This window comes from Legionella lansingensis (genome assembly GCF_900187355.1).
In the GTDB taxonomy this organism is placed as follows: domain Bacteria; phylum Pseudomonadota; class Gammaproteobacteria; order Legionellales; family Legionellaceae; genus Tatlockia; species Tatlockia lansingensis.
This window is the reverse complement of sequence record NZ_LT906451.1, coordinates 1,431,135-1,453,455: the sequence shown is the minus strand read 5'-3', so window position 1 is coordinate 1,453,455 and position 22,321 is coordinate 1,431,135. Positions and strand designations below refer to the sequence as shown.

The following is a 22,321-nucleotide window of genomic DNA, read 5'->3' as shown; positions in this document are numbered from 1 at the left end:
ATAAAGAATGGTCTTTCATGGGATTTGCAACCTATTACGCTTGCGCTTTTAACCAATTGGCCCAAGCCATCACATTGTCTTCCCCGAAATCTTTCCCACTGATTTTCTTAAAAAGGTGGTAAGCAGGCTCATGATTATTTGGTTGTTTTAACTGAAGCAAGGCCAATAATCGCTGGCCACCTTTTTGGGCAATTACTTTTTTTGTAGGCTCAGATTCTGCTGCAGTTAATAATACATACAAGGCCTTATTCCTATCGGTATCCTCTGGAGAATCCAAGAGTTCTAAAAAAGGTATAACATCAATCTGCGTTATTTTTGCCTTAGCCATTGTCGCAGCAATGACGCGAATAACATTATTCCTAACGAGACCATAAGGATCATTCACATGAGGTAAAAGGAGAGAAATAATTTCTTCTGGATGAGGAAAATGGCCCATTAAAAACGCAGCCGCTGCCCGTCTTTCTGGATGAGGATCATGATTTAGTGTTTGAACGATAAGTTTCTTTTCTTTTATAGCACCCGCATTAAACACCTTTAAATAAGGTTTTAACTTAGGATGATGAAATCCACTGAAACAGTGGTAGACCGGACAGGATACATCCCTTGTGTCCAATTGGTTATTCATGAGTAATTCCATTTCGAGTCTCTCAAAATTGATCATATGATCTATCAAGTCATTTTTGCTCTGATAATTTTTATCATTAACCACGGGATGGATAAATCTCAGTCTGTCTGCTTGTGTTTTGTTAACAACCTCAATGGTGGTATATTGGTTTTTATTATTAGGATAGAAAACAGTATCAAAGTCCACGAACAAAAAATCACTCTCCTCTTTGATTTTTTCCGCTAACAGTTTCTTTTTTAACAGGATTTTATTTACTTCGGAATTCACCATGCCGTGGCGGATTGTCTTAGCCGCGTTTTGTAATAATCCTTCGATTTCACCCACCGCGTTTGCGTATTTTCTTATGATTTCCTCTGATACGCGGAACTCAGCACCATATACATCAACGATGTTTTCAGCGATGGCATGCATGGACATAACCAATCCCCACACGGACAATGGCAATTTTAACAACGTTTTGTTCATAGATACTTCCTTATACGTTATAGGCTTTTGCACAATTCAAATGAACATGATGATTCATGTTTTGAATGAACACATTGGCCATTTTCTTCCGATAATGTTCAATCGTATGTTGAGCTTTATTAGCGTCCCACTTAAATTTTGTGGAGCGAGCAAGCAGAAATTGAATAAACATATCTAGCATTCTAAATTCAGAATTATACTCTTCTATCCATAAGAACTGCCCTTGTTCATTGACTTCAAGAAAAACATATTGACCTTCTGGAGTGACAATGAAATCAAATGAACCAAATACAATCCCCATTTTATGCATAAATTTCCGTAACTTATGTTCAAGTTCGAGAGGTAAAGCATAGGGCTCAATCCTCATCTCTCCTTCGGGAATTGCCCGCCAATCCACTTTGCCTTCCAGATGGCTCTGGGAATTTAATTTCGCAGCGACAAGATGATCACCAAACGCAATGATTCTTAGCTCATAGGCTTTCTTGACCTCCTTTTGAAAAATCCCTGGTACAAGTTGCAAAGATTTATTATTCGGAAGATCTAAAAAGTTTATCTTTGCTGTATAGGAGATTTTGACCTGCTTGTCTTCAAACCAAAAATTTGAACAGAGGGGTTTATAAACAACTCCTTCTTTCTCATGTTGCAATATAAAATTCCGTATATCTTTAGGATCATTTGAGCAAAGAGTAATAGGTGTCGCCATCCCACACGCATTAGCCATCTTTAATTGCAGTATTTTGGAGTTTGCTCGTAGCGCTGACTCTTTTGAATTAATCCACCATGCATCAGGTGCCATGGTGTAAGTTAACGATTCATAAAATAATGCATTTTCTCTGATGACAAATAGATAGTCTTTCGGATGCGTTGTTTCTTTAGGTATGTAAGGTTTTCGTGCACGTCGCCACCATACAACATCATAATCATTATCAAGAATGGAATCGTATTTATCAGAGCTTTTCCATTGATAATCCCCATAATTAATAAAGATTGAATTTTTCTGTTTAGTGGGTTGATCGGCCGTGAAGAAAAATCTTGCATCATGCCCCATTTGTTCTAATGCAAGCTTAACCAAAATAGCATGAGTGTCATCAGGTTCGGTAGTGATTAATAACTTCATTTTTTATGCCGTCCATTTGCAATCATTCATCATTTTTATCAGAGGCCCCGACTTGATCAGAGCCCCCTTATTCTTACGTCAATGTTCTGCCTTACCAGTCCCAACTACAATCAACAATACCGTCATAACCCCCGCTTCCACCAGTCGGTCCCAGAGTTGGCTTGGACGTCATATTTGCCGCACCTCCAGATACTTTATCAAGTTGTTCGTTATCTAACGTTTTTGCTAAAGTATAGGCAAAAACACGTTCCTTTGTATCTTCCATTTTTTTCTCCTTTTTATGGTAAAATTTTTCGTTCACATGCTATATTTGAGATTATTCAAAACAGCAATGTTTATTTATTCATAATTATTCATTTTAGTTTTATAGAGTGCCTTCGTCAATTATTTTTTGAATAATTTATTCGTTTGGTGAGTAAATGAGTGAACCTACTACAACTATTAGTGATAACCTACGTCATTTATTGAAATTGCACGATGAACTATCAGTCAGTGAATTAGCAAGACTTACAGAAATTCCACAACCAACCCTACATCATTTACTTAGCGGAACTACAAAGAAACCTAGAAGAAGTGTACTAGAAAAACTTGCAAACTTTTTTTCCGTCTCAATAAGCCAATTAACAGGCACATTACCTCTATCTCAAATAATTCCTAACACTATTAAGGAAAGTTTGAAGATTACCACTATTCCTGTTCTTACTTGGGGGATGTTGAGTGACTGGCCTAAAGAACACAACCGCAATGATTTAAAAGAAATTATTCTTGACAGACAAGTTGGCCAGCACTCCTTTGCACTTATTATGAGGGATTCTAGTATGGAGCCTCTTTTTCCTGAGAAGGCAATTTTGATATTTGATTCAAGCAAGATGCCAAAGGACAGAGAATTCGCAGTAGTTCATTTACTAAAAGACAATAGCATAATATTTAATAGGGTATTTATTGATCAATCTGAATTTTATATAAAGAAAGAACAGCCTGACGGCAATATACAACTTTTAAAGATTCAACCAAGTGAAGATAAATTTGTCGGTACTTTAATTGAGGTAAGGTTACAATTTTAGATTATTTTAAGTAGTGGCTACTCTACTACTCAATTGATTCTTTGGTTCGATCTCGATCAATCCACTGTCGTGCTCCAAGCTAAGAAAAAAAGGATTAAAGTTAGTATGAATATCATAGTGACTTACATTCTCTGCCTTCTTTAGCCACCTGACAATTAACCAGGAAGGGAATGCAAGAACGACAGCAAAGCACATTTTCCATACATAACCTGAGATCATCATCCATAATAATTCAAGCAAGGATATCTTCCCAATGTAGTTTAATAAATCGACAATAATGGTGAGCAATGCTTGCCCAACGGCAGTTGAGATCAAGCTTCTTAGAACAAAGAATTTCCCTTTTAAAAATATCTTCCATTTAGCAAGTAAATAAATATTTATGAATTCACCCACTACCAATCCAATCAACCCAGAGACGACGTACCTTAGTGTTGGATCAAAAACGATTTGATAAGCTTCTGGATAACTAAAGGAAGTGGGTGAAGGCATATGTGCTACGCTAATGACAACTATAGCAAAAAGAAATTCAGCAATAACACCGACCCATATAAATAGACGAGGATAGGCATAACCATAAACTTCACCTACTATGTCACAAATAGCAAAGGTGAATACAAAAGCAAAAATTCCACCTGGCAATAATAAATTACCGACGATAGTAAGCTTGCTTGCCAAACACACAGTTGCCATTAGGAATGTCAAATACAACCCTAAGAAAATATAAGGATATTTATATTGCTTTTTACAAGTTAGTATGGCCATCAAACTTACATTTTCCTTTCCGATTTAATTTTAAACTCTTTGGCTGTATCTTTTACGCCTGCCAGATAACCAATTCTATTGGCATCGATAGGACTAAGTTTAGAAAGTAATGATTTGTCTTTTAATAATTCACTTGGTGTTTTCTTTATGATCTGATGTTTAGTTCTTGATTGTATTTCGAGTATGTAATCATCAACTTCATCGCTTAAATGCTGAACGACCACAGCGTAATCTGGCTTCATTCGCTCAATGGTAGCCATATAAGTTAATGTTCGAATTGTTTTTTTATCAAGACATTCAATAAAATCCCCATCAATGACTATATCACTGATATTTTTTTCAATGATATGTCTGCTGGATAGTTTAACGACTGCCTTCATAAATCCACTTTTTTTGCACTCATATATTTCGAGGATTTCATATTGCGATTTTGTTGTTTCAATAAGAAACTCCCTAATCATGGCTTTTAACCACGCAATCCGTTTGCATGTTTTACGTAACACTTTGTTCTCCTCACATGTTTAAATTTTAATGGCTACTGCTCCAACGCTTTCACGAGCATCTAAGAGTAAATCATCTGGAAATTGGTCTTTTCTATCGATGTAGGATGATCGTTCAATAAAAAAATTCGTGCGTTGGAGAGATCTATCGAGCACTTCTTTTGTTATCCAATGAACAAACTTTGGGAGCGATGTGGCTCTTCCACTGCTTTCATATTGAGACGGATTTTGAATTTCCCCTGGCCACTCGATTCCTTCAGCCACTTTTTTTTCATACTCTGGTATAAAATTTTTCCAATTTTTTAAATAAGGTGTTTCACAAACAATAAATAATTTTCCGTTAGGCTTTAATAACGTTCTGAGCAACTTCAGTGACGACTCTATGGTGTCTCCTGAAGAAAAATGCAGCACACGGCAAAGAAGAATGGCATCAAAGTGTTCCTTTGGTAATCCTTGTAATTCATGAGGGAAAGAACCCGGGATGAATACTAATTTTTTATAATCGCCGCTAGCAAATTCCTCTGTATCTGGGTTCTCTTTCGCAAAACGTTGATGAACTACCGCAAGATTTTGTGGTTCTATATCATTGCAGAAAACATCTACTCCTTGTGCTAACGCTCTTAATGAAGCAGCGCCAAAAGCAGCGCCTATCTCTAAAACTTTACCACCACTTTTAGCTACCGTTTCGGCATACTCTATAAATTTTTGAGAATAAGGATCACAGGGAGCGGTAGTAAAACCACCGAAAGGATTATACGTTTTAAGAAATTGTCCGGTTTCTTCTTTTTGTGTCGGTAAAGGAACTTTCGCAGTAACACATGAGTCAATGATTACATTATTTTCATCATCATGAGTAGTATAAGGATTTGTTTGTTTGTTTGTTTGTTTGTTTAGATCAGATAAACCAGAATCAGTTAACATTTTAAATTGATGACTAATCTCTTCAATTTGCGATTTGTAGGAAAGCAGGAAACCTAAGGTTGGTACCCCATAATGCTTTTCCCAGCGTTGCAACCTAATTTGTAATAGCTCTTTTTTGATTTGACTATCATCTTGAAGTGCCTGATAAAATCCTTCAAAAAAGATAGTCATTTTTGTCATCTTGTAAATAGGCTCGACAAATTCATCGCAAGCTATCTCCTCTAGCTCTTTTAGCAGCTTCTGAATAATAGGGAATTCCGGATGAGATTCAGTTTTTATGTATGTTGTACATGCGGTTTGAATTATTTTATAAAAAAAATCTGACTTCATTTCTAAATCCATGAAACACGTCCATGTCGATTTTAATGAACCTGATAATAATTTCAATACAATTATTCATTTTTATTCTCCAAGGAAACATCTTAGTACTAACCCTAAAGACTTCTATTATTTTCTGTATTATCCTAAATCATACAAATGGAATGATTACATGAAAAAGGACGTTTAAATGAAATCTGATTATGTTCTATGTGCATCCCAAGAGGGATTACATGAGGTCGTCTATTCTGAATGGGGATCTGGTCAAACCAATAACAATTCCGCGGTGATTTGTGTTCATGGTTTAACACGTAATCGCTATGATTTTGAGCCTCTTGCTCGATTCTTAAGTGACCAAGGGCATCACGTCTTCTGTCCAGATGTTGTCGGACGTGGGGATAGTAGTTGGCTTCGCAATCCAAAACTTTATAGTTTTCCGCAATATATTGCTGACATGACTACGCTTATAGCCAGAACCGGCGCACAACAGCTTGATTGGATTGGTACTTCCATGGGAGGCTTAATCGGTATGATCCTTGCTGGTTTGCCTAACTCTCCCATTCGTAGTTTGATTTTAAATGATGTCGCCCCGCAAATACCCGTTCATGCGATCCGGAGGTTAGGACAATACACCGGGAAAATTCCCGAATTTAAGAGTAAAGAAGAGGCTAAAACATATTTTAAAACAATATATGCCAGTTTTGGCGATTTAAGTGAAGACCAGTGGGACTATCTTACGAACAATAGTATCAAAGAACGTTCTCCTGGGATCTATGTAGCGAAACTTGATCCAAACATTCAAACAACAAAATCTTGGGGACAACTCTTAAAGGAATTCTTTCAGGGTCCTCGCAAAGCGTTGGAAGGTATCCTATTCGACGTTGATTTATGGCAGTTCTGGCAGAGAGTTAAATGTCCTGTCTTGGTTATTCATGGCAAAAATTCAGATTTGCTACTACCTGAATACATTCAGAAAATGCAAAAAGATCATCCATCATTAGAGGTCATTGAAATTGAAAATGCTGGCCATGCACCCATGTTGTTTGAACGTGATGATCAGGAAAAAATTGCCCGTTGGCTAAAGGCCCATACCCCCCCATCATATTAGACTGTCGGGCCAAGAGGACCGAATGACAAACCCTTAACGGGCATGTGTTATACTTCCCATGAGAGCCATGGATAAATATGGAGTTGTATCATGCGCGTCACATCAATCGAATCCTCAGTTAATCTAACTTATCAATGGCTACATGAACTCAAAGACTTTGGGGATTTTAAGGACGAATCTCAATGCTACTCTGTGTTACGCGTTATTTTTCATGCCTTGCGAGATAAACTACCGACTGAAATCTCATCCCATTTAGCTTCGCAATTACCCTTGGTTTTAAAGGGTGTTTATTATGATGGCTGGGTTCCTTCCAAACCGATGACTGAGGCAAGAGCATTTGAGGAATTCTTAAGTCCTATGGCCCACGAACTAAGGAACATCAACGTAAATGGTAGGGATGCTGTGGTTTCTGCCATCCAATTTATTATTCAAAAATTGGAACCAGGATTAACCGAAAAAATATTACATGCTTTGCCTGCACATATTCGTGAGCACGTGGAAACAAAAGAGTAATTCAATAGGCCTTAACTAAAGATAACTGAAGGAGTCCCTTATCGATCTTAAATTATCTTTTAGCTAACAAATTATATTCTCTATATATTCTCTATATTTTCTTCTAATATTTAAATAAGTGCCTATAGGGATATCACGATGAATAATCAAGCACGACCCAATATTGTTGTGGTAGGAGGAGGAGCTGGGGGCCTAGAGTTAGTCACTAAATTGGGACAAAGCCTCGGCAAACATAACAATGCCAATATAACGTTGGTTGATGAACAACCCATTCATATATGGAAACCGCTGCTTCATGAAGTGGCAGCTGGCTCGCTTGACTCCAATATTGATCAAATTAATTTCTATGCTCACGGAGCAGATAACTACTTTACCTTCCAACCTGGTCGCATGGAGGGTTTAGATAGGAAAGCAAAGCAAGTATTACTAGCTCCTCTTCTTGATAATATCGGCGCAGAGATTATTCCAAAACGCAATCTACCCTATGATATCTTGGTCATCGCTGTTGGCAGTTTAACGAATGACTTTAGTACTCCTGGTATACGGGAACACTGCATGTCACTTGATAATTTGGACCAGGCTAACCTATTTCAGCAAAGATACGTAAACAAACTTCTATGCGCGCAATACGCCCCAGAATCCATGCATACAACGTTTAATGTTGTGATCATAGGTGGAGGAGCAACGGGGGTCGAATTAGCGGCAGAACTTCATCATACCCTTGCTCAAGCAGCGATGTATGGTATGAAAAAAACTGTCATCAAACGTGCTCAAATCTCCTTAGTTGAGGCAGCCCCCCGAATTCTACCTCCTTTACCGGAAATGCTAGCCACTGCCGTGACTAAGCGATTAACCTCTTTGGGAGTAACTATTTATACAAATGAAATTGTGACTCGAGCCACCAAAGAAGGTATAGAAACGAAGAGTGGCAAATTCCTTCCTGCAGATTTATGTGTTTGGGCTGCTGGGGTTAAGGCTCCTGACTTTTTGGCTAATCTTGATGGTTTGGAAGTAGATAAAATTAATCGGCTATTGGTTAACTCAAAATTACAAACAACGCAGGATGAAAATATCTTTGCCATCGGAGATTGTGCGAATTTTACTGATCCTGCAAGCGGAGTACCTGTTCCGCCTCGAGCCCAATCCGCACATCAACAAGCCAATGTATTAGTTAAATCATTACAGAATTTAATTAAAAATGAACCCTTAGTTGATTTCAAATATCAGGATCGAGGAACCTTAGTCACTCTAAGTTGTTATGATACTTTTGGGAATTTAAATGCATTTAATAAAATGCAACGATACATAGGAGGAAAAGTAGCTCAATTTGTATATAGATCGCTGTATTTCATGCATTTATCAGCCTTATATGGATTTTTGAATGCATTAACTGTAAGGCAGGCAAAAAAATTGCTTACTAAAAGAAGACCTAGACTAAAATTACATTTTAGTAAACATTAAAAATGTTTTCATTCTAGATTGAAAAAGTCACCGTTTAGCAGAAGGAGGGGCAATGAAAAAAGCAACGAAGGCCACCAAACCAGTATGGAATCGCGTGGCATTTCTATTCCAAGGTGGTGGCTCTTTAGGTGCATTCCAAGTTGGAGTATATGAAGCCCTCCATAATGCGGGATATGAATTAGATTGGGTGAGCGGAATTTCTATCGGGGCAATTAACGCGTCCATTATAGCAGGCAATAAACCCGAAAATCGCATTGAAAAACTTAAAGAATTTTGGCAGATAATCGCCACCCCACCCTATCTTTCCTGGTTGGATCAATATCTGGACAATACGGGGTTTCGCAAATTATATAATCATTGGTATGCTCAAGCAGCCCTAATGTGGGGACAACCTGGCTTTTTTGCACCTCGGTCTGTAAATCCTCACTTCATATTTAATAGTACACCTGAGCAAATTAGTTTTTATGATACCTCACTGTTACGAGAAACCCTTGAGCATCTGATTGATTTCGATATTCTTAATGCCGGTAAAACTCGCTTAACCCTATCCGCTGTTCGCTTGAGAGATGGACAACAAGTGCTTTTTGATAATAGGCATCACCACATTCATCCCGAACATATTATGGCTAGCGGCGCCCTCCCTCCAGGGTTCCCCGCAGTGAAAATAGATGGGGATCTCTATTGGGATGGAGGAATTGTCAATAATACACCAATAGAAGTCATTTTAAACGACCTGCCGCGGGTAAGCACATTATGCTTTATGGTACAACTCTTTGATCCAGAGAGTAGAGATCCTACCACGTTAGATGAAGTCATGTTGAAACAAAAAGACTTGACGTACGCGAGTAATTACAGAAGAGTAATCAAGTCTTTCGGTGAAGCTCATGATTTACGGCACGCGATTTCAGAACTTTACGATAAACTTCCTGATGATTTGAAAAATGATCCCAAGATCCAGGAAATAAGAAAAATGGGCTGTAAAACCATTATGGTTTTGGTGAGATTTCATCGACATGCTCAAGAAACAGATTTATCTTCGAAGGATTACACCTTTTCTTCATTCACGATTGATGAGACCATAAGATTGGGATATGAGCAAGCAACAGAAGCGCTAAAAGAATCCGTGTGGCTACAACCCGTATCAAAGGATGTTGGCGTAGTTCTTTATGATATGAATCCACATGAAGAAGCTGAAAAAACCGTTTTTGAACATGGTCATAAACGACGAGAACATGTTAGCTAATCCTGGTTAACTTAGGAAACGTCCTGAAAAGGAAGAATTAAAAACAAAGGAGTGTTATATGTGCACGGCTAAATGCATTCTTAACGGGATTATCGCTGGTATTGTCGCAGGTATCGTTTTTGCCATCTTTTTATTTATGGGTGGCATGACTGAAACCCTGGGTGCCATGATTGGTATGCCCACAAAGTTAGGTGGTCTCATTGTGCATGTGGCAGTTAGTATTATTGCCGGTATTGTATTTGCTCTCATATTAGGCTGGTTAATTCATTCATGGATTGCAGCTATCATTTGGGGGTTATTATTTGGTGTGGCCATGTGGATTGTCGGACCAATGACTCTGCTCCCTTATATGGCCGCAGGAATTCCGCTATTTTCTAAATGGACAATGGCTGGCATTCAGGCCAATATACCCCCTCTCGTTGGTCATCTGATTTATGGTCTTGTGTTAGGTGTGGTCTTTTATGCCTTAAATAAAAGACAAAAAGGTTCCGTTTAATTTGACACCTCTCTTATCAAGATTACTGAAGGGATTGTCCTGCGACATCGTTCGTGGGACGTACTACTCTTGGATCATTGGCCGTGCGATAGTCAGCGCTATGGCAAAATTTATCCTTTAAGCTGTAGGTGTAAGTCCTTCTTGAAGAGCTGCTTGCGTGGAGGCAAGTCCTGAGGCCCCTGCACCGATAATCGCTACTTTAGGCATGAAATAAAGCTCCTTAAAGCTGCCTTCTTGTTGGATGTAGGATATAGCCCTTCCAATAACTGAACAGAATTGCAGTTATTGGAAGTACCAAAGTAATTGGTTATTATGAGAATACTGTGGGTGAATCAAGTAATTTAGGGATAATCAAGCTCAATGACCTTACTTCCTATGCGCTATATCTATTTTGCCATCCCTTCTCTATTACTCATTGCTTTGATAGCTATTGAATGGTACGAAATATTAACTATAAATAGCGGTACCTTCAGCTATTCGCTTGACGACCCGTATATTCATTTGTCGCTGGCACAACACATCGGTGCAGGAGAATACAGTTTAAATCATGGGGAATTTGCCAGCCCTTCCTCGAGCATATTATGGCCTTTTTTATTAGCTCCTTTTTCTTATTTTAAGTTATTTGAATTTACCCCTCTGCTTCTCAACAGTGTATTTGCCCTATTTACCTTATGGGTTTTTATTCATCTTGTTCTGTCAGTATTGCCAGAGCCACAATTGCACTGGGCTCATATTATTATATTTTGTTTATTGATTCCAACACTAAACCTAGTGGGTTTAGCTTTTACTGGTTTGGAACACTCCTTGCAAATGCTATTAAGCGTTCTTTTAATCTATGGGCTTATTATTGAGAGTAGGCGTAAACTTTTCCCATACTGGTTGGCTGTAGTGATCATTGTAGGTCCGTTGATTCGTTATGAAAATCTGGCTTTATCAATCCCCGCCTTAGTTTTTTTATTCTATCGCGGGCATAAAAAGCAAGCACTTTATAGCCTTGGCATTTTAATTGTGCTTCTTGCAGTATTCAGCTTGTTTTTAATCCATATTGGGCAACCACCTTTAGCCTCTGCTATTGTAATGAAACTTGGCATAGGAGTGATTTCATCGCTTGGAGAGGGATTAATCGCCTATTTCAGGACCAATTTAATCGAGCGTCAAACGTTAATTTTCTTAATTTTTTTAATCTTCTTTATTGGCCTTATTTTCTTTTCCCGGTTAAGCCCCGTAAAGAAACAACTCTTAGTGGTTTTAAGTACTAGTCTGTTGCTGCACTTATTCCTGGGAAAATTCAATTGGTATCATCGCTATGAACTTTATTTATATGCAGCAGTGTGGTTTATGATCCTCTATCTTTATTTTGATAGTATGGTTGCAGATCCACGGCAAATAATCTGGTACCCCGTGGTGTTCCTAGGCTTAGTCTTCGCTAGTTTCCCCTATCTTAGCGTCTTATATACCTTACCAAGAGCAGCAAATAATATTTTTCTCCAACAATATCAGATGAGAAAATTTATTGTCACGTGGGCAAAAGCGCCTGTTGTTGTCAATGATATTGGCTGGGTATCTTTTAATAATCCTTATTACGTCTTGGATCTCTGGGGATTAAGCAATTATGCAATCTACAAAGAGCGCATTTCTGATAAAAGCTCTCTCTGGATGGCTCGAGAAGTAAAAAAATCAGGGGCAAAATTGGCCATGGTCTATAAAAATTGGTTTCCTCTCCTTCCTAAAAACTGGGTCTTGTTAGGGTGTTTGTCTTTCAATGCACCCCGAATAACTCCTGCTAATAGAGTTGTTCACTTCTATGCCACTGATATAAAATATGCTGCTGAACTTAAACAGCAACTAACACAGTTTATAAAGGAGCTTCCTGAAGGAGCACAGTTCAGTTTCAACTGTAATAATGGTCGTATGTCCCATGGTTTGATCTGATTGTGAATTTATGGCTGACTGATTTTTGTGTTACAGTTCTCTACCTATCTATTGCTCTTTGTGATTATGTGAGGGCCAGGTGAACAGTAAATTTCGTTTTCATCGCATCCTATCAAAAAAAATATACATCAAAATAGTCTTATTTGTTTTTACCTGCTCTTTACTAACCTTTGCTTATAAATTTTTTTTCGGCTCGAACAAAGTGCAGCAAGATGAAGCTCCCAAAATGGTCGAAGTTGAAGAGATCAAACGAGGTAACATACAACAAACGGCTGAACTGATTGGTACTATTCATCCAAAACATGCGACCGTTCTGCTTGCGAAAGCAAGTGGCATGCTTGATTCTCTGGTCCCAACCGGGCAAAAAATTCACAAAGGCATGTTGCTTGCGAAACTTGATAACATTGATGTGGAAAATAATCATCAACTTTCTGAAACGGCCGAGAAAATAGCTAGAACACAATATGAACGGCTATCCAGCCTGCTTAAAACTGGTTTTGTTAGTCCAAAAGAAGCAGAGGAAAAAAAGCAAGCTTGGATAGAAGCATCAAAGAATCTGTCTCAAACAAAGATTGAACTCGATACCATGCGCTTTTATGCGCCCTTTGATGGCATCGTTGGTGCCTATAAAAAAAGAGAAGGCACCCAAGTTAACCCGGGAGATCCTGTTGTTACAATCTATGATCCCTCAGCATTGACCGTTGATTTTGATATACCCTGTACGAATATCACAACAATTAGGGAGGGACAAACAGTACGCGTCTTAGGCAAAGAGTATCCCATTACTCATGTACAAAAAATGCTTGATGAAGATTCTCATATGTGTCCTGCTGATGTCGAGATCTCCTGTGACGATTGTGTGATTGGTGCAAGTGTTGATGTAGAGTTGGTAATAAAAGAAAAGAAGAAGGTGTTAGTCATTCCCTTCCAAGCTCTTTTTCTTAGAAATGGTGAACATTATGTTTACATCGTTGAAGATCACAAAGTTGTGCTAACTCCGGTGCAAACCGGTTTGCAAAATAAATCATCTGTAGAGATAACCTCTGGTTTAAAACTTGGGCAACTGCTTGTCGTTAAAGGTCAGGAGCGCCTATACCCTGGAATCTCCGTGGGTATTTATAAGCCCTCCTCAACATCTGCAGCGAAATCACTATGAAACTGCCCAATTATTTTATTAAACACCCAGTGATCGCAATTATCCTGAATTGCATGATTATTGTAATCGGACTGCTTTGCTTACGTGCCTTAGCCATTCGCGAATATCCCAACATCAGTTTTCCGACAATTACTGTTACAACCGCTTACCCTAATGCAAGTTCTGAACTTATAGAATCAGCTGTAACGAACATTTTGGAAGAACGATTAGCAGGGGTTGAAGGACTAGAAAACATCACTTCGCAATCCAGTGCTGGATCATCTTATATCGTCTTAACGTTTCGCGCCGGCACATCAATGGATAGAGCATTAAGTGCGACGCAGGATGCTGTAAGTCTTGCCAAGCCCTTCTTACCCACAGAAGTCAAGGCACCAGCCATAGAACGGCAAAAGAAAGCAAGTGGCCTGCCCTTCATAGGAATGGCTCTGGAATCTTCTTCTCTTGATTTCGGAGAGCTAACACATTTTGCCAATCTCAATTTAAAAAATACGTTTCGCAGTTTGCAAGGCGTATCATCTGTAGACGTGTGGGGGCAACCTTTTACATACAAAATCAGCCTTGATCCCAAAAAATTATTTTCCTTTGGCATTAATGTGGATGAAGTTTTTGATGCCATTTCTCGCAGTAGTGTTTCTCTCCCTGCAGGTAAATTTCAAAATAAAATCCCGAGCACCTTAAATTTTGAGTTAAAAACGCTGCGGGACTATGAAAATTTATTGATTAAAAATAATAATCACCATCCTATTTTTCTGAAATCCATAGCGCAAGTTGAATTAACCACAGATATTGAGCATATGCGGGTAAGAGTGAATGGGCATGCAGGACTCGTTTTATCAATAAACCGCGCAGATGATGCTAATCCTATCGAAGTTTCCAAATTTGTACGCAAAGAACTGGAATTAGTAAAGCAAAATTTACCTGATGATATTAAGCTCAAGATCATTATTGATCAGTCCGATTTCATCAATGCTTCATTAAAAAACATCCAATCCTCGATTGTTGAAGCCATTCTTTTGGTTCTTATCATTGTCTTTATTTTTTTACGTAATGGACGAGCAACGTTCATCCCACTCGTCACTATCCCTATTTCTCTACTGGGGTCGCTAATTTTTTTAAAACTATTTGGTTTCTCTATCAACTTAATGACGCTTCTAGCTATGGTACTTGCCGTTGGGCTGGTTGTTGATGACGCCATTATTGTTTTGGAAAACATTTGGCGTCATATTGAAAATGGGCTATCTCCTGTCGATGCTGCGATGAAAGGTTCAAAAGAGATTGGTTTTGCCATTGTGGCAATGACCCTGACACTTGCCAGTGTTTATGCTCCGATCGCCTTTATTCCCGGGATGTTGGGGCAGATTTTTATTGAATTCGCCGTTGCTTTAGCCGGAAGTGTATTTATTTCAGGAGTGGTCTCCTTAACCCTCTCGCCTTTGATGTGTGCTAATTTCCTTAGTAAGAATAACAGGCAACTGTGGCCAAGTTTCGATGTATTTTTACATAAACTTGAACACCAGTACGCCAGAATCTTAAGTTATGGAATTGGTAGAAAAAAAATTGTTTTTTCTCTTGTGGTCAGCTTTGTAGGAATCAGCTTATTTTTCTATCACTTACTACCCAACGAAACAGCGCCCAAAGAAGATCGAGGCTTGATTGGAATTTATACTCCTTTTTTAGCCAGTGATAATCTTGAAAGCCTTGATCAGAAGATTCCTCCAATTGAAAACAAGACAAACAACTTACCAGAAGTAAACAACCGTCTCACCTTTGTCGGCGACTGGGGAGCAAGTATTTTCTTACCCTTAAAACCCCATTCCCAAAGAAAACGCAGGGCTGAACAGCTTGTTGCCCAACTCCAACCTGAAGTGAATCATTTTCCGTCCATGGATGCCTACGTTTGGAGTTGGGACACTGGCTTGCCTGGAATTGATGATGCCGGTAGAGGTTCAGAGTTAACCTTAGTTATCTCGACAACCGAAAGTTTTCGCGACCTATTACATCAGGTTGAAAAATTAAAGAGTGCACTGGATGAAACCAAGCAATTTGAGTCTTCTCATTTTGATCTGCGCCTCGATGCGATGGGCTACAGTATTGATGTGGATAATAATGTCCTTTCCCAGCTCGGTCTTTCTGCAAAACAAGTCGCAAAAACAATCGAAGTATTTTTTAGCGGTGATAAATCACTTCATTTTCAAAAAGATGGTGTCATTTATGATTTAACCATTAGCGGTACATCTTCACCCTGGAGCCTAAATGAATTGTATCTCACCACATCCGCTGGTAAACGAGTATCTTTGGGTGCAGTAGCCAAGATGAGCGTTAAAGCCCAACCACCGACCCTTGATCATTACAATCAAATGCGTTCCACAACATTGCATGTCAAGTTACCTCAGAAAGAGTCAATTAAAAACGGCATGGAGAATCTTTGGCATGTGGCTAAAAATGAACTACCAAAACACTATAAGATGACTTGGGAAGGGGCTGCAAAAGCGTTTACCCAATCCTCCCATCAGATGCTTATTTTATTTGTCCTATCTCTACTCTTTATTTTTGCTATTTTGGCTGTGCAATTTGAAAATTTTATTGACCCATTGATTATTATGTTTACCGTCCCTTTAGCAAGCTCTGGAGCGCTATTGTTTGCTTATTTATTCGGACAATCGTTTAATATTTACACCCAGGTAGGATTGATCACCTTGATTGGCTTAATCAGTAAACATGGGATTTTGATCGTTGAATTTGCGAATCAATTAAGAAGTGAAGGGTTATCCGCATTAGATGCCATCCAAAAGGCAGCTGTTTTGAGAATACGGCCTATTTTAATGACCACAGGCGCAATGCTTTTTGGTGTGTTACCCCTTATCTTATCTCAGGATGCCGGTGCTGAATCAAGGCATGCTATCGGCTACATCCTGCTTGGCGGTTTAAGTATGGGGACGTTATTTACACTGTTCATTTTACCAACGGTCTTCTATACTGTTAAATCTAGTCGGTTTGCGCGGTAGGTGCCCTCTTCCCGCGCCACCACTGGCGTTTAAGATCGTTACTTGTCAAAATTTGATAACCAAACCACTTGGCAGTTAATCGGAGTAGAACCCTTGCGGTTGCAAACCTAAACTCGCACCAAATTTTTGTGAAGCGGAAATAAAACTGCAGAAAGCGATTAGCTCCACCAGTTCTGAATCAGAAAAATACTCTTTTAACTCCTCGATACATTGTTTATCGATTGCATCCCCAGCAAGCGCATAGCGATTTGCAAAGCGCAAAGCACAAGCCAATCTTGCCGAGGCTGGATTCTCATCGGGTTTACCTGCTTTTGCCATGCAATACTGGCACCTATTCGTATAAGCTAAGGTGCGCCTTACCTGCTCCAGAAATTCCGGATCAAAGGACGAGCTTTGAAAAAAAGCATTTTCAAGTTGGCTCCATTTCTTTAAAATTTCAGGCACATAGCCTAAAAGTCTTTCAAAGGGCGTGCCCCCTTCACTAGATAATTTTATATATGACATCGTCAGGCCTAATTTAAGTGAGGTTGCATTAAATTCAAATTAGTGTAAAATTTGCCCAATGAAAAGAAAATTACTTTATGCATCTTTCATTTTCTCCCTGATCATCATCAGCTTGTGTGTATGGCGGTTTTGGCCACAGCCTAAACCTAAGCCTACACCGATTGCGCTCAAGCAGGCGTCTTTTGCACAGCTACCGGGCTGGAGCACAGCGAATGTTAAAAAGTCTTTAGAGACTTTTCAGGTTTCATGCAAAACGTTTTTGAGACATGATCCTGAAAAACCGGTAGGCAGTCATCATCTTAGTTTAACAGCCAAAGATTGGCATCCTGCCTGCCAGGCAGCACTTAGAATTTCGCCAATTACTAATAAAAATGCAAGAGAATTTTTTCAGAAATGGTTCACTCCGGTTGAATTCTACAACAATCAACCCGTCCGCGGTCTATTTACTGGCTATTATATGCCCCTACTTCATGGCAGTCGCATCAAAACAAAAAAGTACAATGTTCCTATTTATGGTCTACCTTCTGACTTGCTCACCATTGATCTAAGTCAATTTGATCCGAATTTTAAACACAAAAAACTGGTCGGTCGTCTTGCGGGACGCAAAGTAGTACCTTATTACACAAGAGAAGAAATTAGCAAAGGCGCGATTAAGAACAAGGCATCCGTCTTGGTTTGGATTGATAATCCCGTTGATAGAGTTTTTCTAGAAATTCAGGGCTCTGGTATTGTTCAGCTTCCTGACGGTGAACAACTATATTTAGGTTACGCAGCTCAAAATGGAGCACCGTATACAGCCATTGCCAAAGTACTCATTGATAAAGGAGTAATGACCAAACACACGGCGTCAATGCAAGCCATCAAACGCTATTTGATGGCCCACCCCAAAGAAATGAAGAAAGTTTTAAATCAAAACAAATCGTTTGTATTTTTTGAAATTCTACGTGTTAATGCCGCTCTCGGTACTCAAGGTGTCGCCTTAACCCCAGGCTATTCTTTAGCCGTTGATTTGAAATGGATACCCATTGGTACACCGCTGTGGTTATCGACAACAAGACCTGATCAACATAGTGATGAGCAAAAACCCTTCCAACGCTTGATGATAGCGCAGGATACAGGAGGGGCAATTCGTGGCTTGGTGCGAGGTGATGTCTTTTGGGGAGCGGGTAAAAGAGCGACTTATATTGCTGGTCATATGAAAAACGAAGGCCATTACTGGTTGCTATTACCCCAGCATGCGACTGAACGCCTGACAAACGAGTTCCGTGAACTTGCAGAAACCATGGAAGAGCTTAGGAAGTAACATGTGTTAGACCAAGAGCCCAACCTGGGCAAGGCCTAACCTACACTTGTGTTTCATAGCCAGTCTCTTTATACTCAGAAAACTTCTTAGCTCATAGTAAAGACTTGAGCTAGAGGCAAGCCTAAAGCATCCCTATCTAGGGATAATCCTGCTTGAATTGTTTATATGGATAGAAGTCTTTGAAAATGGGATTATATTAACAGCATGAGAATAATACTGGCTGCGTTCTTGATTTTTTGTCTTGCTGGATGCACTAATTTAGGCCCTCGTGTCATTATCAAAGATCGTCTTGACTATAACCAATCATTACAACATACAGACGCCAAGCAAATTTTATTTAATATTGTAAGAGCACGCTATTTAGAATCCAGCTATTTTTTACAAGTGAGTAATATTACTGGCCAATATGCGATCAACGCTAGGGCAAAGGGAGAGGGTAGTTGGTTTTCTGATAATAGGTTTTTTAGAAGTCGAACACTCGAAGCTGAAGTGGGTGCTGACTATAGGGATGCTCCCACCATTAGTTATAGTCCTTTAGAAACCTCTGGATTTATTAAGTTAGTATTGCAACCAATTAGCTTAGATGAAATTTATTTAACGAGTTATGGGGATAATAAAGAGATTGATGCCCTCATGCATTTAGCAATTAAGGATATAGGAAATGTCATTAATGTAGGTAACGCCTCTTATCCTAACTCCACAACTATCCCGCAATATGAAGAATTTATGCGATTGATTTGTTTAATTCGCTCACTCCACATAAAGCATCAATTAGGTTTCTATTATGTTGAGCGAGGAAAGGACAACCATTATTCTCTTTACTTTTCTAAGGAAGGAATGAAGACCCCAGAAGCACAGGAAATTCGTCGATTATTAAAGGTGTCTCCTACAGCTAGGGAAATCATTTTGACACAACAATATCCACCCTCTGGGAATAATGTTGTTTTTGTCCAAATGCGCTCAGTTTTAGGCATCATCTCCATGTTATCTCATAGTGTCATTGTTCCTGTGTCGCATAAACAAAAGGGTTGGGTAGAAATAACCAGAGATAAATATGGGAATGAATTCAATTGGCATAAAGTACTGGGTAACCTAATGACGATTTGTTCTAGTAAAGAGAGGCCTCAGGACGCTTACGTGAGTATCTACTACAAAGGGTATTATTTTTACATTAGAAATTCTGATAGACGCTCGAAACTAACCCTTTCTATTATTCAGCAATTCATCTCCATGAAAAGCACTCATGTTAAAAGCGAAGGGCCTCAATTAACTCTGCCAGTCTAGTACAGCGTCTATTGAACCTTGGCCAACCATTTATTAAGGGCTATTACGTTGTTGATTAAATATTGCTTTCAGGACACTGTCCTCAAACAACATCTCGTATTTCTCATTCACCTCAGTAGCATTAATGGATTCAGCTGGGGCTGTTAAAGCTTCCTCCAGACTAACAATGCGGTATCCATTTTGGCGATATAGATCGATAATATCGCCCAAAAAATGACTATTCAGTAAATTGGCGTGAATGAGCAGGATGTGTTTTACTGGTTTATCAGGATTAAGCTTGGCTGCTTTACTTTCAGCTTTTAGTGTTTGATTCCAAATAAATGCAAGGTACCTTTTCCTAAGTTGATTTAAATTCTGCTCACGTAAACGATAGGGGATTGCAAATAATTGCTGGTTAAAAACGAAATCTTTGCTATCCACTGTTACGGGAGCAATAATATAATGATGAGCTGCAAGATAGTCATAGACCTTTTGCCTTTTTTCACCTGAACTTTCTGCTAAATAAGGGTAGCGAAAATATTTATGCTTAGGGAACAATGGTGTCAGAATTTTATCAGCTTTATCAACATCATCGATGTATTTTTCTGCAGTTATACTATTTAAACTTTTATGTGAGTAGGTATGGTTGCCCAAGAGAAAACCCGCTTCACGAAATTGCTCTAGAAGCTCCCACTGGCCTTGCTCTATGGAGCCTGCGATCACAAACCCTGTGGCTGGCACCTTTTTATCGATCAACGTTTGCAAAATTTTCAAAAAACGCTCTCTTTCACGTTTTAGCTTGCCAGCATTACCGTTGCTAGAACCGACAAAAGGTAAATCGTCAATGGTAATAGCAATTTCTCTATCTTGGGCAAATGCTAAATGACTAGACAAACATGCTAACGTTAGGCACAGAATGCATTTTTTTAACATTTGATGATCCCTCATCTCTAGTAATCGTCGCAATAATTATTTATTTGCAAAGTTTATACCAAAATAAAAACAAATCATTCAGCTTCCATCACATCCAGCCATTGCAATTTCCATAGCTTAAAAAGGAAAAATCGATTTTGTTCCTCTTCAAGAAACGACCGTAACTCATCGCTGTGCAACAAACGAGAATTGGCAATTAATTTAATGAGTTCAACGGATACACCTTCGACATTCCATTGTTCACCATTGATAAATAAATGGACTAAACCCTGAGCTTCTTCCTGGTAAGCAAATCGACAAAGCGGATTGCGTAGCAGTTTTTGGTTATTGCCTAGCATCCTATTAAACTTGTCGAGGCTAGCACCCTTGGCTAACGGTTGCGGCAGTAACTCTTCGGCTTGTAGGTCCAATCGTGTCACAAAACAACCAAACCATGATTTTATTTGCTCTTCATTTACCAATAGCTTCTTCATCAAGGTTTGTGCATTTTTCCACGCCTGCTTTGGTAATTCTGAGGTGCCTCTAAGATCATTCCAATCGGGATCTTTATAAAGAGAGGATAATGTTGTTTGTGCAAGATAATCAGTAAAATTCTCTAGCAATTCCTGAGCGCCATAGCTACGATACCCAAACGAATAGGTCATACAATCTTTTGAAACTGCTATTCCATGGTGCCCAACATGAGGAGGCAAATAAAGCATGTCTCCTTCCCCAAGAATATGCTCCTCTTCTGTTTGAAAATCTTTCATAATCCGCAATTCAATTCCAGGTAGATGATTTTCCGCATTGCATTTTTTCGTGGTTAAAGACCATTTTCTTGTACCAATAGCCTGATATAGAAATACATCATAGTTATCATAATGCGGTCCCACACTACCATGCTCTACCGCATAACTGATCATGACATCATCTACTCGCCATTGAGGAAGAAAATCAAAGTGATCAAACATGAGATTAACTTTGGGCAAGAAACGATCCACACCTTGCACAAGTAAAGTCCAGTATGTTTTCGGTAGGTCTTTGAAATCTTGAGGAACAAAAGGTCCTCGTTTTAAGTGCCAATATGGAGATTGTTTTGGTGTTTCAAAAACAATTCGACTTTCAATCTCTTCTTCCAGAGCCAAACCCGCCAATTCATCGGGGGCTAAAGGATTACGGAAGTTAGGTAAAGCCTGGCGAATGACCAGAGGTTTCTTTTGCCAGTAATCTGTTAAAAATTGCTCAATCGTTATCTCTTTGAAATCAACCATGCTTACTCACTTATGTTGCTGCATTCCAAGTTCCTCTTTGCCATTAAGTTAATGACCACCCATTCCGTCGTTCTGCGGTTTACAGATTTTATAAGGCTTTATTTCGTAAAAAAATCATTTTGAAGAATTTTTGCTATAACTGAAATAAAGACCCAAGGAGTTCGTAATATGGAAAAGAAAGGTAAAAACCATCCAGAGATAAAAAACATCAAAAATATCTGTGATGTGACCCCCAAGAGCAAAGAGGCCAAAGACGTCTGTGATGTTATACATGGAGCAAAAAAGAAACCTTCCTCTAAGAAAAACCAGAAGCCCGATGCATAACGGCTAGAATTTAGAAATTTTTTTATAAAATTCTATACTCTTAAGAACTGCATCTGCA

Annotated in this window: 22 protein-coding genes; 12 read left to right on the top strand and 10 right to left on the bottom strand. The window is 38.9% G+C overall.

Going from position 1 to position 22,321, the window contains the following annotated elements:
• Nucleotides 1–34: 34 nt before the first annotated feature.
• The 3 genes from CKV79_RS06570 to CKV79_RS13795 form a co-directional block, all read right to left on the bottom strand.
• A complete protein-coding gene (locus tag CKV79_RS06570; protein WP_028373627.1) occupies nt 35–1,090 on the bottom strand; it encodes a HEAT repeat domain-containing protein in 1,056 nt (351 codons plus the stop codon).
• A 10-nt stretch (nt 1,091–1,100) separates the two neighbouring features.
• Entirely contained in the window at nt 1,101–2,207 is a 1,107-nt protein-coding gene (locus CKV79_RS06565; protein ID WP_051546186.1) for a hypothetical protein, read from the bottom strand.
• Between the two features lie 91 nt (nt 2,208–2,298).
• Complete coding sequence (locus tag CKV79_RS13795; RefSeq protein ID WP_154660314.1) at nt 2,299–2,472, bottom strand: hypothetical protein; 174 nt, start codon at nt 2,470–2,472, stop codon at nt 2,299–2,301.
• A 154-nt stretch (nt 2,473–2,626) separates the two neighbouring features.
• Between CKV79_RS13795 and CKV79_RS06560 the strand changes: the two genes are divergently transcribed.
• Nucleotides 2,627–3,271 carry a helix-turn-helix domain-containing protein gene (locus CKV79_RS06560; RefSeq protein WP_028373628.1) on the top strand — a complete coding sequence of 215 codons (645 nt, stop codon included), beginning with the start codon at nt 2,627–2,629 and terminating at the stop codon, nt 3,269–3,271.
• Between the two features lie 6 nt (nt 3,272–3,277).
• On the opposite strand, the gene CKV79_RS06555 is transcribed toward CKV79_RS06560, so the two are convergent.
• The 3 genes from CKV79_RS06555 to CKV79_RS06545 form a co-directional block, all read right to left on the bottom strand.
• On the bottom strand, nt 3,278–3,961 hold the full coding sequence (locus CKV79_RS06555) for a queuosine precursor transporter (protein ID WP_231950230.1): 684 nt from the start codon (nt 3,959–3,961) through the stop codon (nt 3,278–3,280).
• A 77-nt stretch (nt 3,962–4,038) separates the two neighbouring features.
• A complete protein-coding gene (locus CKV79_RS06550) occupies nt 4,039–4,536 on the bottom strand; it encodes a hypothetical protein (RefSeq protein WP_231950228.1) in 498 nt (165 codons plus the stop codon).
• Nucleotides 4,537–4,554: 18 nt separating this feature from the next.
• Nucleotides 4,555–5,784, bottom strand: coding sequence for a class I SAM-dependent methyltransferase (locus CKV79_RS06545; RefSeq protein ID WP_028373631.1), 1,230 nt, complete (start codon nt 5,782–5,784; stop codon nt 4,555–4,557).
• Between the two features lie 178 nt (nt 5,785–5,962).
• On the opposite strand from CKV79_RS06545, the gene CKV79_RS06540 reads away from it, so the two are divergent.
• The 5 genes from CKV79_RS06540 (at nt 5,963) to CKV79_RS06520 (ending at nt 10,593) form a co-directional block, all read left to right on the top strand.
• On the top strand, nt 5,963–6,880 hold the full coding sequence (locus tag CKV79_RS06540; protein WP_028373632.1) for an alpha/beta fold hydrolase: 918 nt from the start codon (nt 5,963–5,965) through the stop codon (nt 6,878–6,880).
• 90 nt (nt 6,881–6,970) lie between these two features.
• Nucleotides 6,971–7,393, top strand: coding sequence for a DUF2267 domain-containing protein (locus tag CKV79_RS06535; RefSeq protein WP_028373633.1), 423 nt, complete (start codon nt 6,971–6,973; stop codon nt 7,391–7,393).
• A gap of 138 nt (nt 7,394–7,531) precedes the next feature.
• Nucleotides 7,532–8,854, top strand: a complete 1,323-nt coding sequence (locus CKV79_RS06530) for an NAD(P)/FAD-dependent oxidoreductase (protein WP_028373634.1) — start codon at nt 7,532–7,534, stop codon at nt 8,852–8,854.
• 52 nt (nt 8,855–8,906) lie between these two features.
• The gene (locus CKV79_RS06525; RefSeq protein ID WP_051546187.1) at nt 8,907–10,097 is read left to right on the top strand and encodes a patatin-like phospholipase family protein; all 1,191 of its coding nucleotides are present in this window, start codon (nt 8,907–8,909) and stop codon (nt 10,095–10,097) included.
• A gap of 58 nt (nt 10,098–10,155) precedes the next feature.
• Nucleotides 10,156–10,593: a hypothetical protein gene (locus CKV79_RS06520; RefSeq protein WP_028373635.1), complete on the top strand. Its 438-nt coding sequence runs from the start codon at nt 10,156–10,158 to the stop codon at nt 10,591–10,593.
• Between the two features lie 117 nt (nt 10,594–10,710).
• Here the strand turns inward: CKV79_RS06520 and CKV79_RS13790 are convergent, their stop codons facing one another.
• Nucleotides 10,711–10,800, bottom strand: a complete 90-nt coding sequence (locus CKV79_RS13790; RefSeq protein ID WP_131796088.1) for a hypothetical protein — start codon at nt 10,798–10,800, stop codon at nt 10,711–10,713.
• Between the two features lie 153 nt (nt 10,801–10,953).
• Here CKV79_RS13790 and CKV79_RS06515 point away from each other — a divergent pair, with 153 nt between their 5' ends.
• From CKV79_RS06515 to CKV79_RS06505, 3 genes are all read left to right on the top strand, one after another.
• On the top strand, nt 10,954–12,525 hold the full coding sequence (locus CKV79_RS06515; protein WP_028373636.1) for a hypothetical protein: 1,572 nt from the start codon (nt 10,954–10,956) through the stop codon (nt 12,523–12,525).
• 79 nt (nt 12,526–12,604) lie between these two features.
• A complete protein-coding gene (locus CKV79_RS06510) occupies nt 12,605–13,681 on the top strand; it encodes an efflux RND transporter periplasmic adaptor subunit (RefSeq protein WP_051546188.1) in 1,077 nt (358 codons plus the stop codon).
• Nucleotides 13,678–16,686, top strand: coding sequence for an efflux RND transporter permease subunit (locus tag CKV79_RS06505; protein ID WP_028373637.1), 3,009 nt, complete (start codon nt 13,678–13,680; stop codon nt 16,684–16,686). The genes CKV79_RS06510 and CKV79_RS06505 overlap by 4 nt, the downstream gene beginning before the upstream one ends.
• Before the next feature lie 75 nt (nt 16,687–16,761).
• On the opposite strand, the gene CKV79_RS06500 is transcribed toward CKV79_RS06505, so the two are convergent.
• Nucleotides 16,762–17,190: a carboxymuconolactone decarboxylase family protein gene (locus CKV79_RS06500; RefSeq protein ID WP_028373638.1), complete on the bottom strand. Its 429-nt coding sequence runs from the start codon at nt 17,188–17,190 to the stop codon at nt 16,762–16,764.
• Nucleotides 17,191–17,248: 58 nt separating this feature from the next.
• On the opposite strand from CKV79_RS06500, the gene mltA reads away from it, so the two are divergent.
• Both mltA and CKV79_RS06490 read left to right on the top strand, forming a co-directional pair.
• Nucleotides 17,249–18,493, top strand: a complete 1,245-nt coding sequence (gene mltA, locus CKV79_RS06495) for a murein transglycosylase A (RefSeq protein WP_028373639.1) — start codon at nt 17,249–17,251, stop codon at nt 18,491–18,493.
• Nucleotides 18,494–18,697: 204 nt separating this feature from the next.
• Entirely contained in the window at nt 18,698–19,777 is a 1,080-nt protein-coding gene (locus CKV79_RS06490; protein ID WP_028373640.1) for a hypothetical protein, read from the top strand.
• 33 nt (nt 19,778–19,810) lie between these two features.
• Here CKV79_RS06490 and CKV79_RS06485 read toward each other — a convergent pair whose 3' ends face one another.
• Together CKV79_RS06485 and CKV79_RS06480 are read right to left on the bottom strand one after the other, a co-directional pair.
• Nucleotides 19,811–20,689 carry a polysaccharide deacetylase family protein gene (locus tag CKV79_RS06485; RefSeq protein WP_028373641.1) on the bottom strand — a complete coding sequence of 293 codons (879 nt, stop codon included), beginning with the start codon at nt 20,687–20,689 and terminating at the stop codon, nt 19,811–19,813.
• Nucleotides 20,690–20,763: 74 nt separating this feature from the next.
• On the bottom strand, nt 20,764–21,939 hold the full coding sequence (locus CKV79_RS06480; protein WP_028373642.1) for a cupin domain-containing protein: 1,176 nt from the start codon (nt 21,937–21,939) through the stop codon (nt 20,764–20,766).
• 168 nt (nt 21,940–22,107) lie between these two features.
• On the opposite strand from CKV79_RS06480, the gene CKV79_RS13785 reads away from it, so the two are divergent.
• Nucleotides 22,108–22,263: a hypothetical protein gene (locus CKV79_RS13785; RefSeq protein WP_154660315.1), complete on the top strand. Its 156-nt coding sequence runs from the start codon at nt 22,108–22,110 to the stop codon at nt 22,261–22,263.
• Nucleotides 22,264–22,321 lie beyond the last annotated feature (58 nt).

Excerpts from the sequence above, each read along its gene's own strand:
- CKV79_RS06530 (WP_028373634.1), top strand. The coding sequence starts at position 7,532 with ATGAATAATCAAGCACGACCCAATATTGTTGTGGTAGGAGGAGGAGCT.
- CKV79_RS06500 (WP_028373638.1), bottom strand. The coding sequence starts at position 17,190 with ATGTCATATATAAAATTATCTAGTGAAGGGGGCACGCCCTTTGAAAGA.
- CKV79_RS06560 (WP_028373628.1), top strand. The coding sequence starts at position 2,627 with ATGAGTGAACCTACTACAACTATTAGTGATAACCTACGTCATTTATTG.
- CKV79_RS06555 (WP_231950230.1), bottom strand. The coding sequence starts at position 3,961 with ATGGCAACTGTGTGTTTGGCAAGCAAGCTTACTATCGTCGGTAATTTA.
- CKV79_RS06480 (WP_028373642.1), bottom strand. The coding sequence starts at position 21,939 with ATGGTTGATTTCAAAGAGATAACGATTGAGCAATTTTTAACAGATTAC.
- CKV79_RS06565 (WP_051546186.1), bottom strand. The coding sequence starts at position 2,207 with ATGAAGTTATTAATCACTACCGAACCTGATGACACTCATGCTATTTTG.
- CKV79_RS06490 (WP_028373640.1), top strand. The coding sequence starts at position 18,698 with ATGAGAATAATACTGGCTGCGTTCTTGATTTTTTGTCTTGCTGGATGC.
- CKV79_RS06505 (WP_028373637.1), top strand. The coding sequence starts at position 13,678 with ATGAAACTGCCCAATTATTTTATTAAACACCCAGTGATCGCAATTATC.
- CKV79_RS06535 (WP_028373633.1), top strand. The coding sequence starts at position 6,971 with ATGCGCGTCACATCAATCGAATCCTCAGTTAATCTAACTTATCAATGG.
- CKV79_RS13785 (WP_154660315.1), top strand. The coding sequence starts at position 22,108 with ATGGAAAAGAAAGGTAAAAACCATCCAGAGATAAAAAACATCAAAAAT.
- CKV79_RS06525 (WP_051546187.1), top strand. The coding sequence starts at position 8,907 with ATGAAAAAAGCAACGAAGGCCACCAAACCAGTATGGAATCGCGTGGCA.
- CKV79_RS13795 (WP_154660314.1), bottom strand. The coding sequence starts at position 2,472 with ATGGAAGATACAAAGGAACGTGTTTTTGCCTATACTTTAGCAAAAACG.
- CKV79_RS06520 (WP_028373635.1), top strand. The coding sequence starts at position 10,156 with ATGTGCACGGCTAAATGCATTCTTAACGGGATTATCGCTGGTATTGTC.
- CKV79_RS13790 (WP_131796088.1), bottom strand. The coding sequence starts at position 10,800 with ATGCCTAAAGTAGCGATTATCGGTGCAGGGGCCTCAGGACTTGCCTCC.
- CKV79_RS06485 (WP_028373641.1), bottom strand. The coding sequence starts at position 20,689 with ATGTTAAAAAAATGCATTCTGTGCCTAACGTTAGCATGTTTGTCTAGT.
- CKV79_RS06540 (WP_028373632.1), top strand. The coding sequence starts at position 5,963 with ATGAAATCTGATTATGTTCTATGTGCATCCCAAGAGGGATTACATGAG.
- CKV79_RS06545 (WP_028373631.1), bottom strand. The coding sequence starts at position 5,784 with ATGAAGTCAGATTTTTTTTATAAAATAATTCAAACCGCATGTACAACA.
- mltA (WP_028373639.1), top strand. The coding sequence starts at position 17,249 with ATGAAAAGAAAATTACTTTATGCATCTTTCATTTTCTCCCTGATCATC.
- CKV79_RS06570 (WP_028373627.1), bottom strand. The coding sequence starts at position 1,090 with ATGAACAAAACGTTGTTAAAATTGCCATTGTCCGTGTGGGGATTGGTT.
- CKV79_RS06515 (WP_028373636.1), top strand. The coding sequence starts at position 10,954 with ATGACCTTACTTCCTATGCGCTATATCTATTTTGCCATCCCTTCTCTA.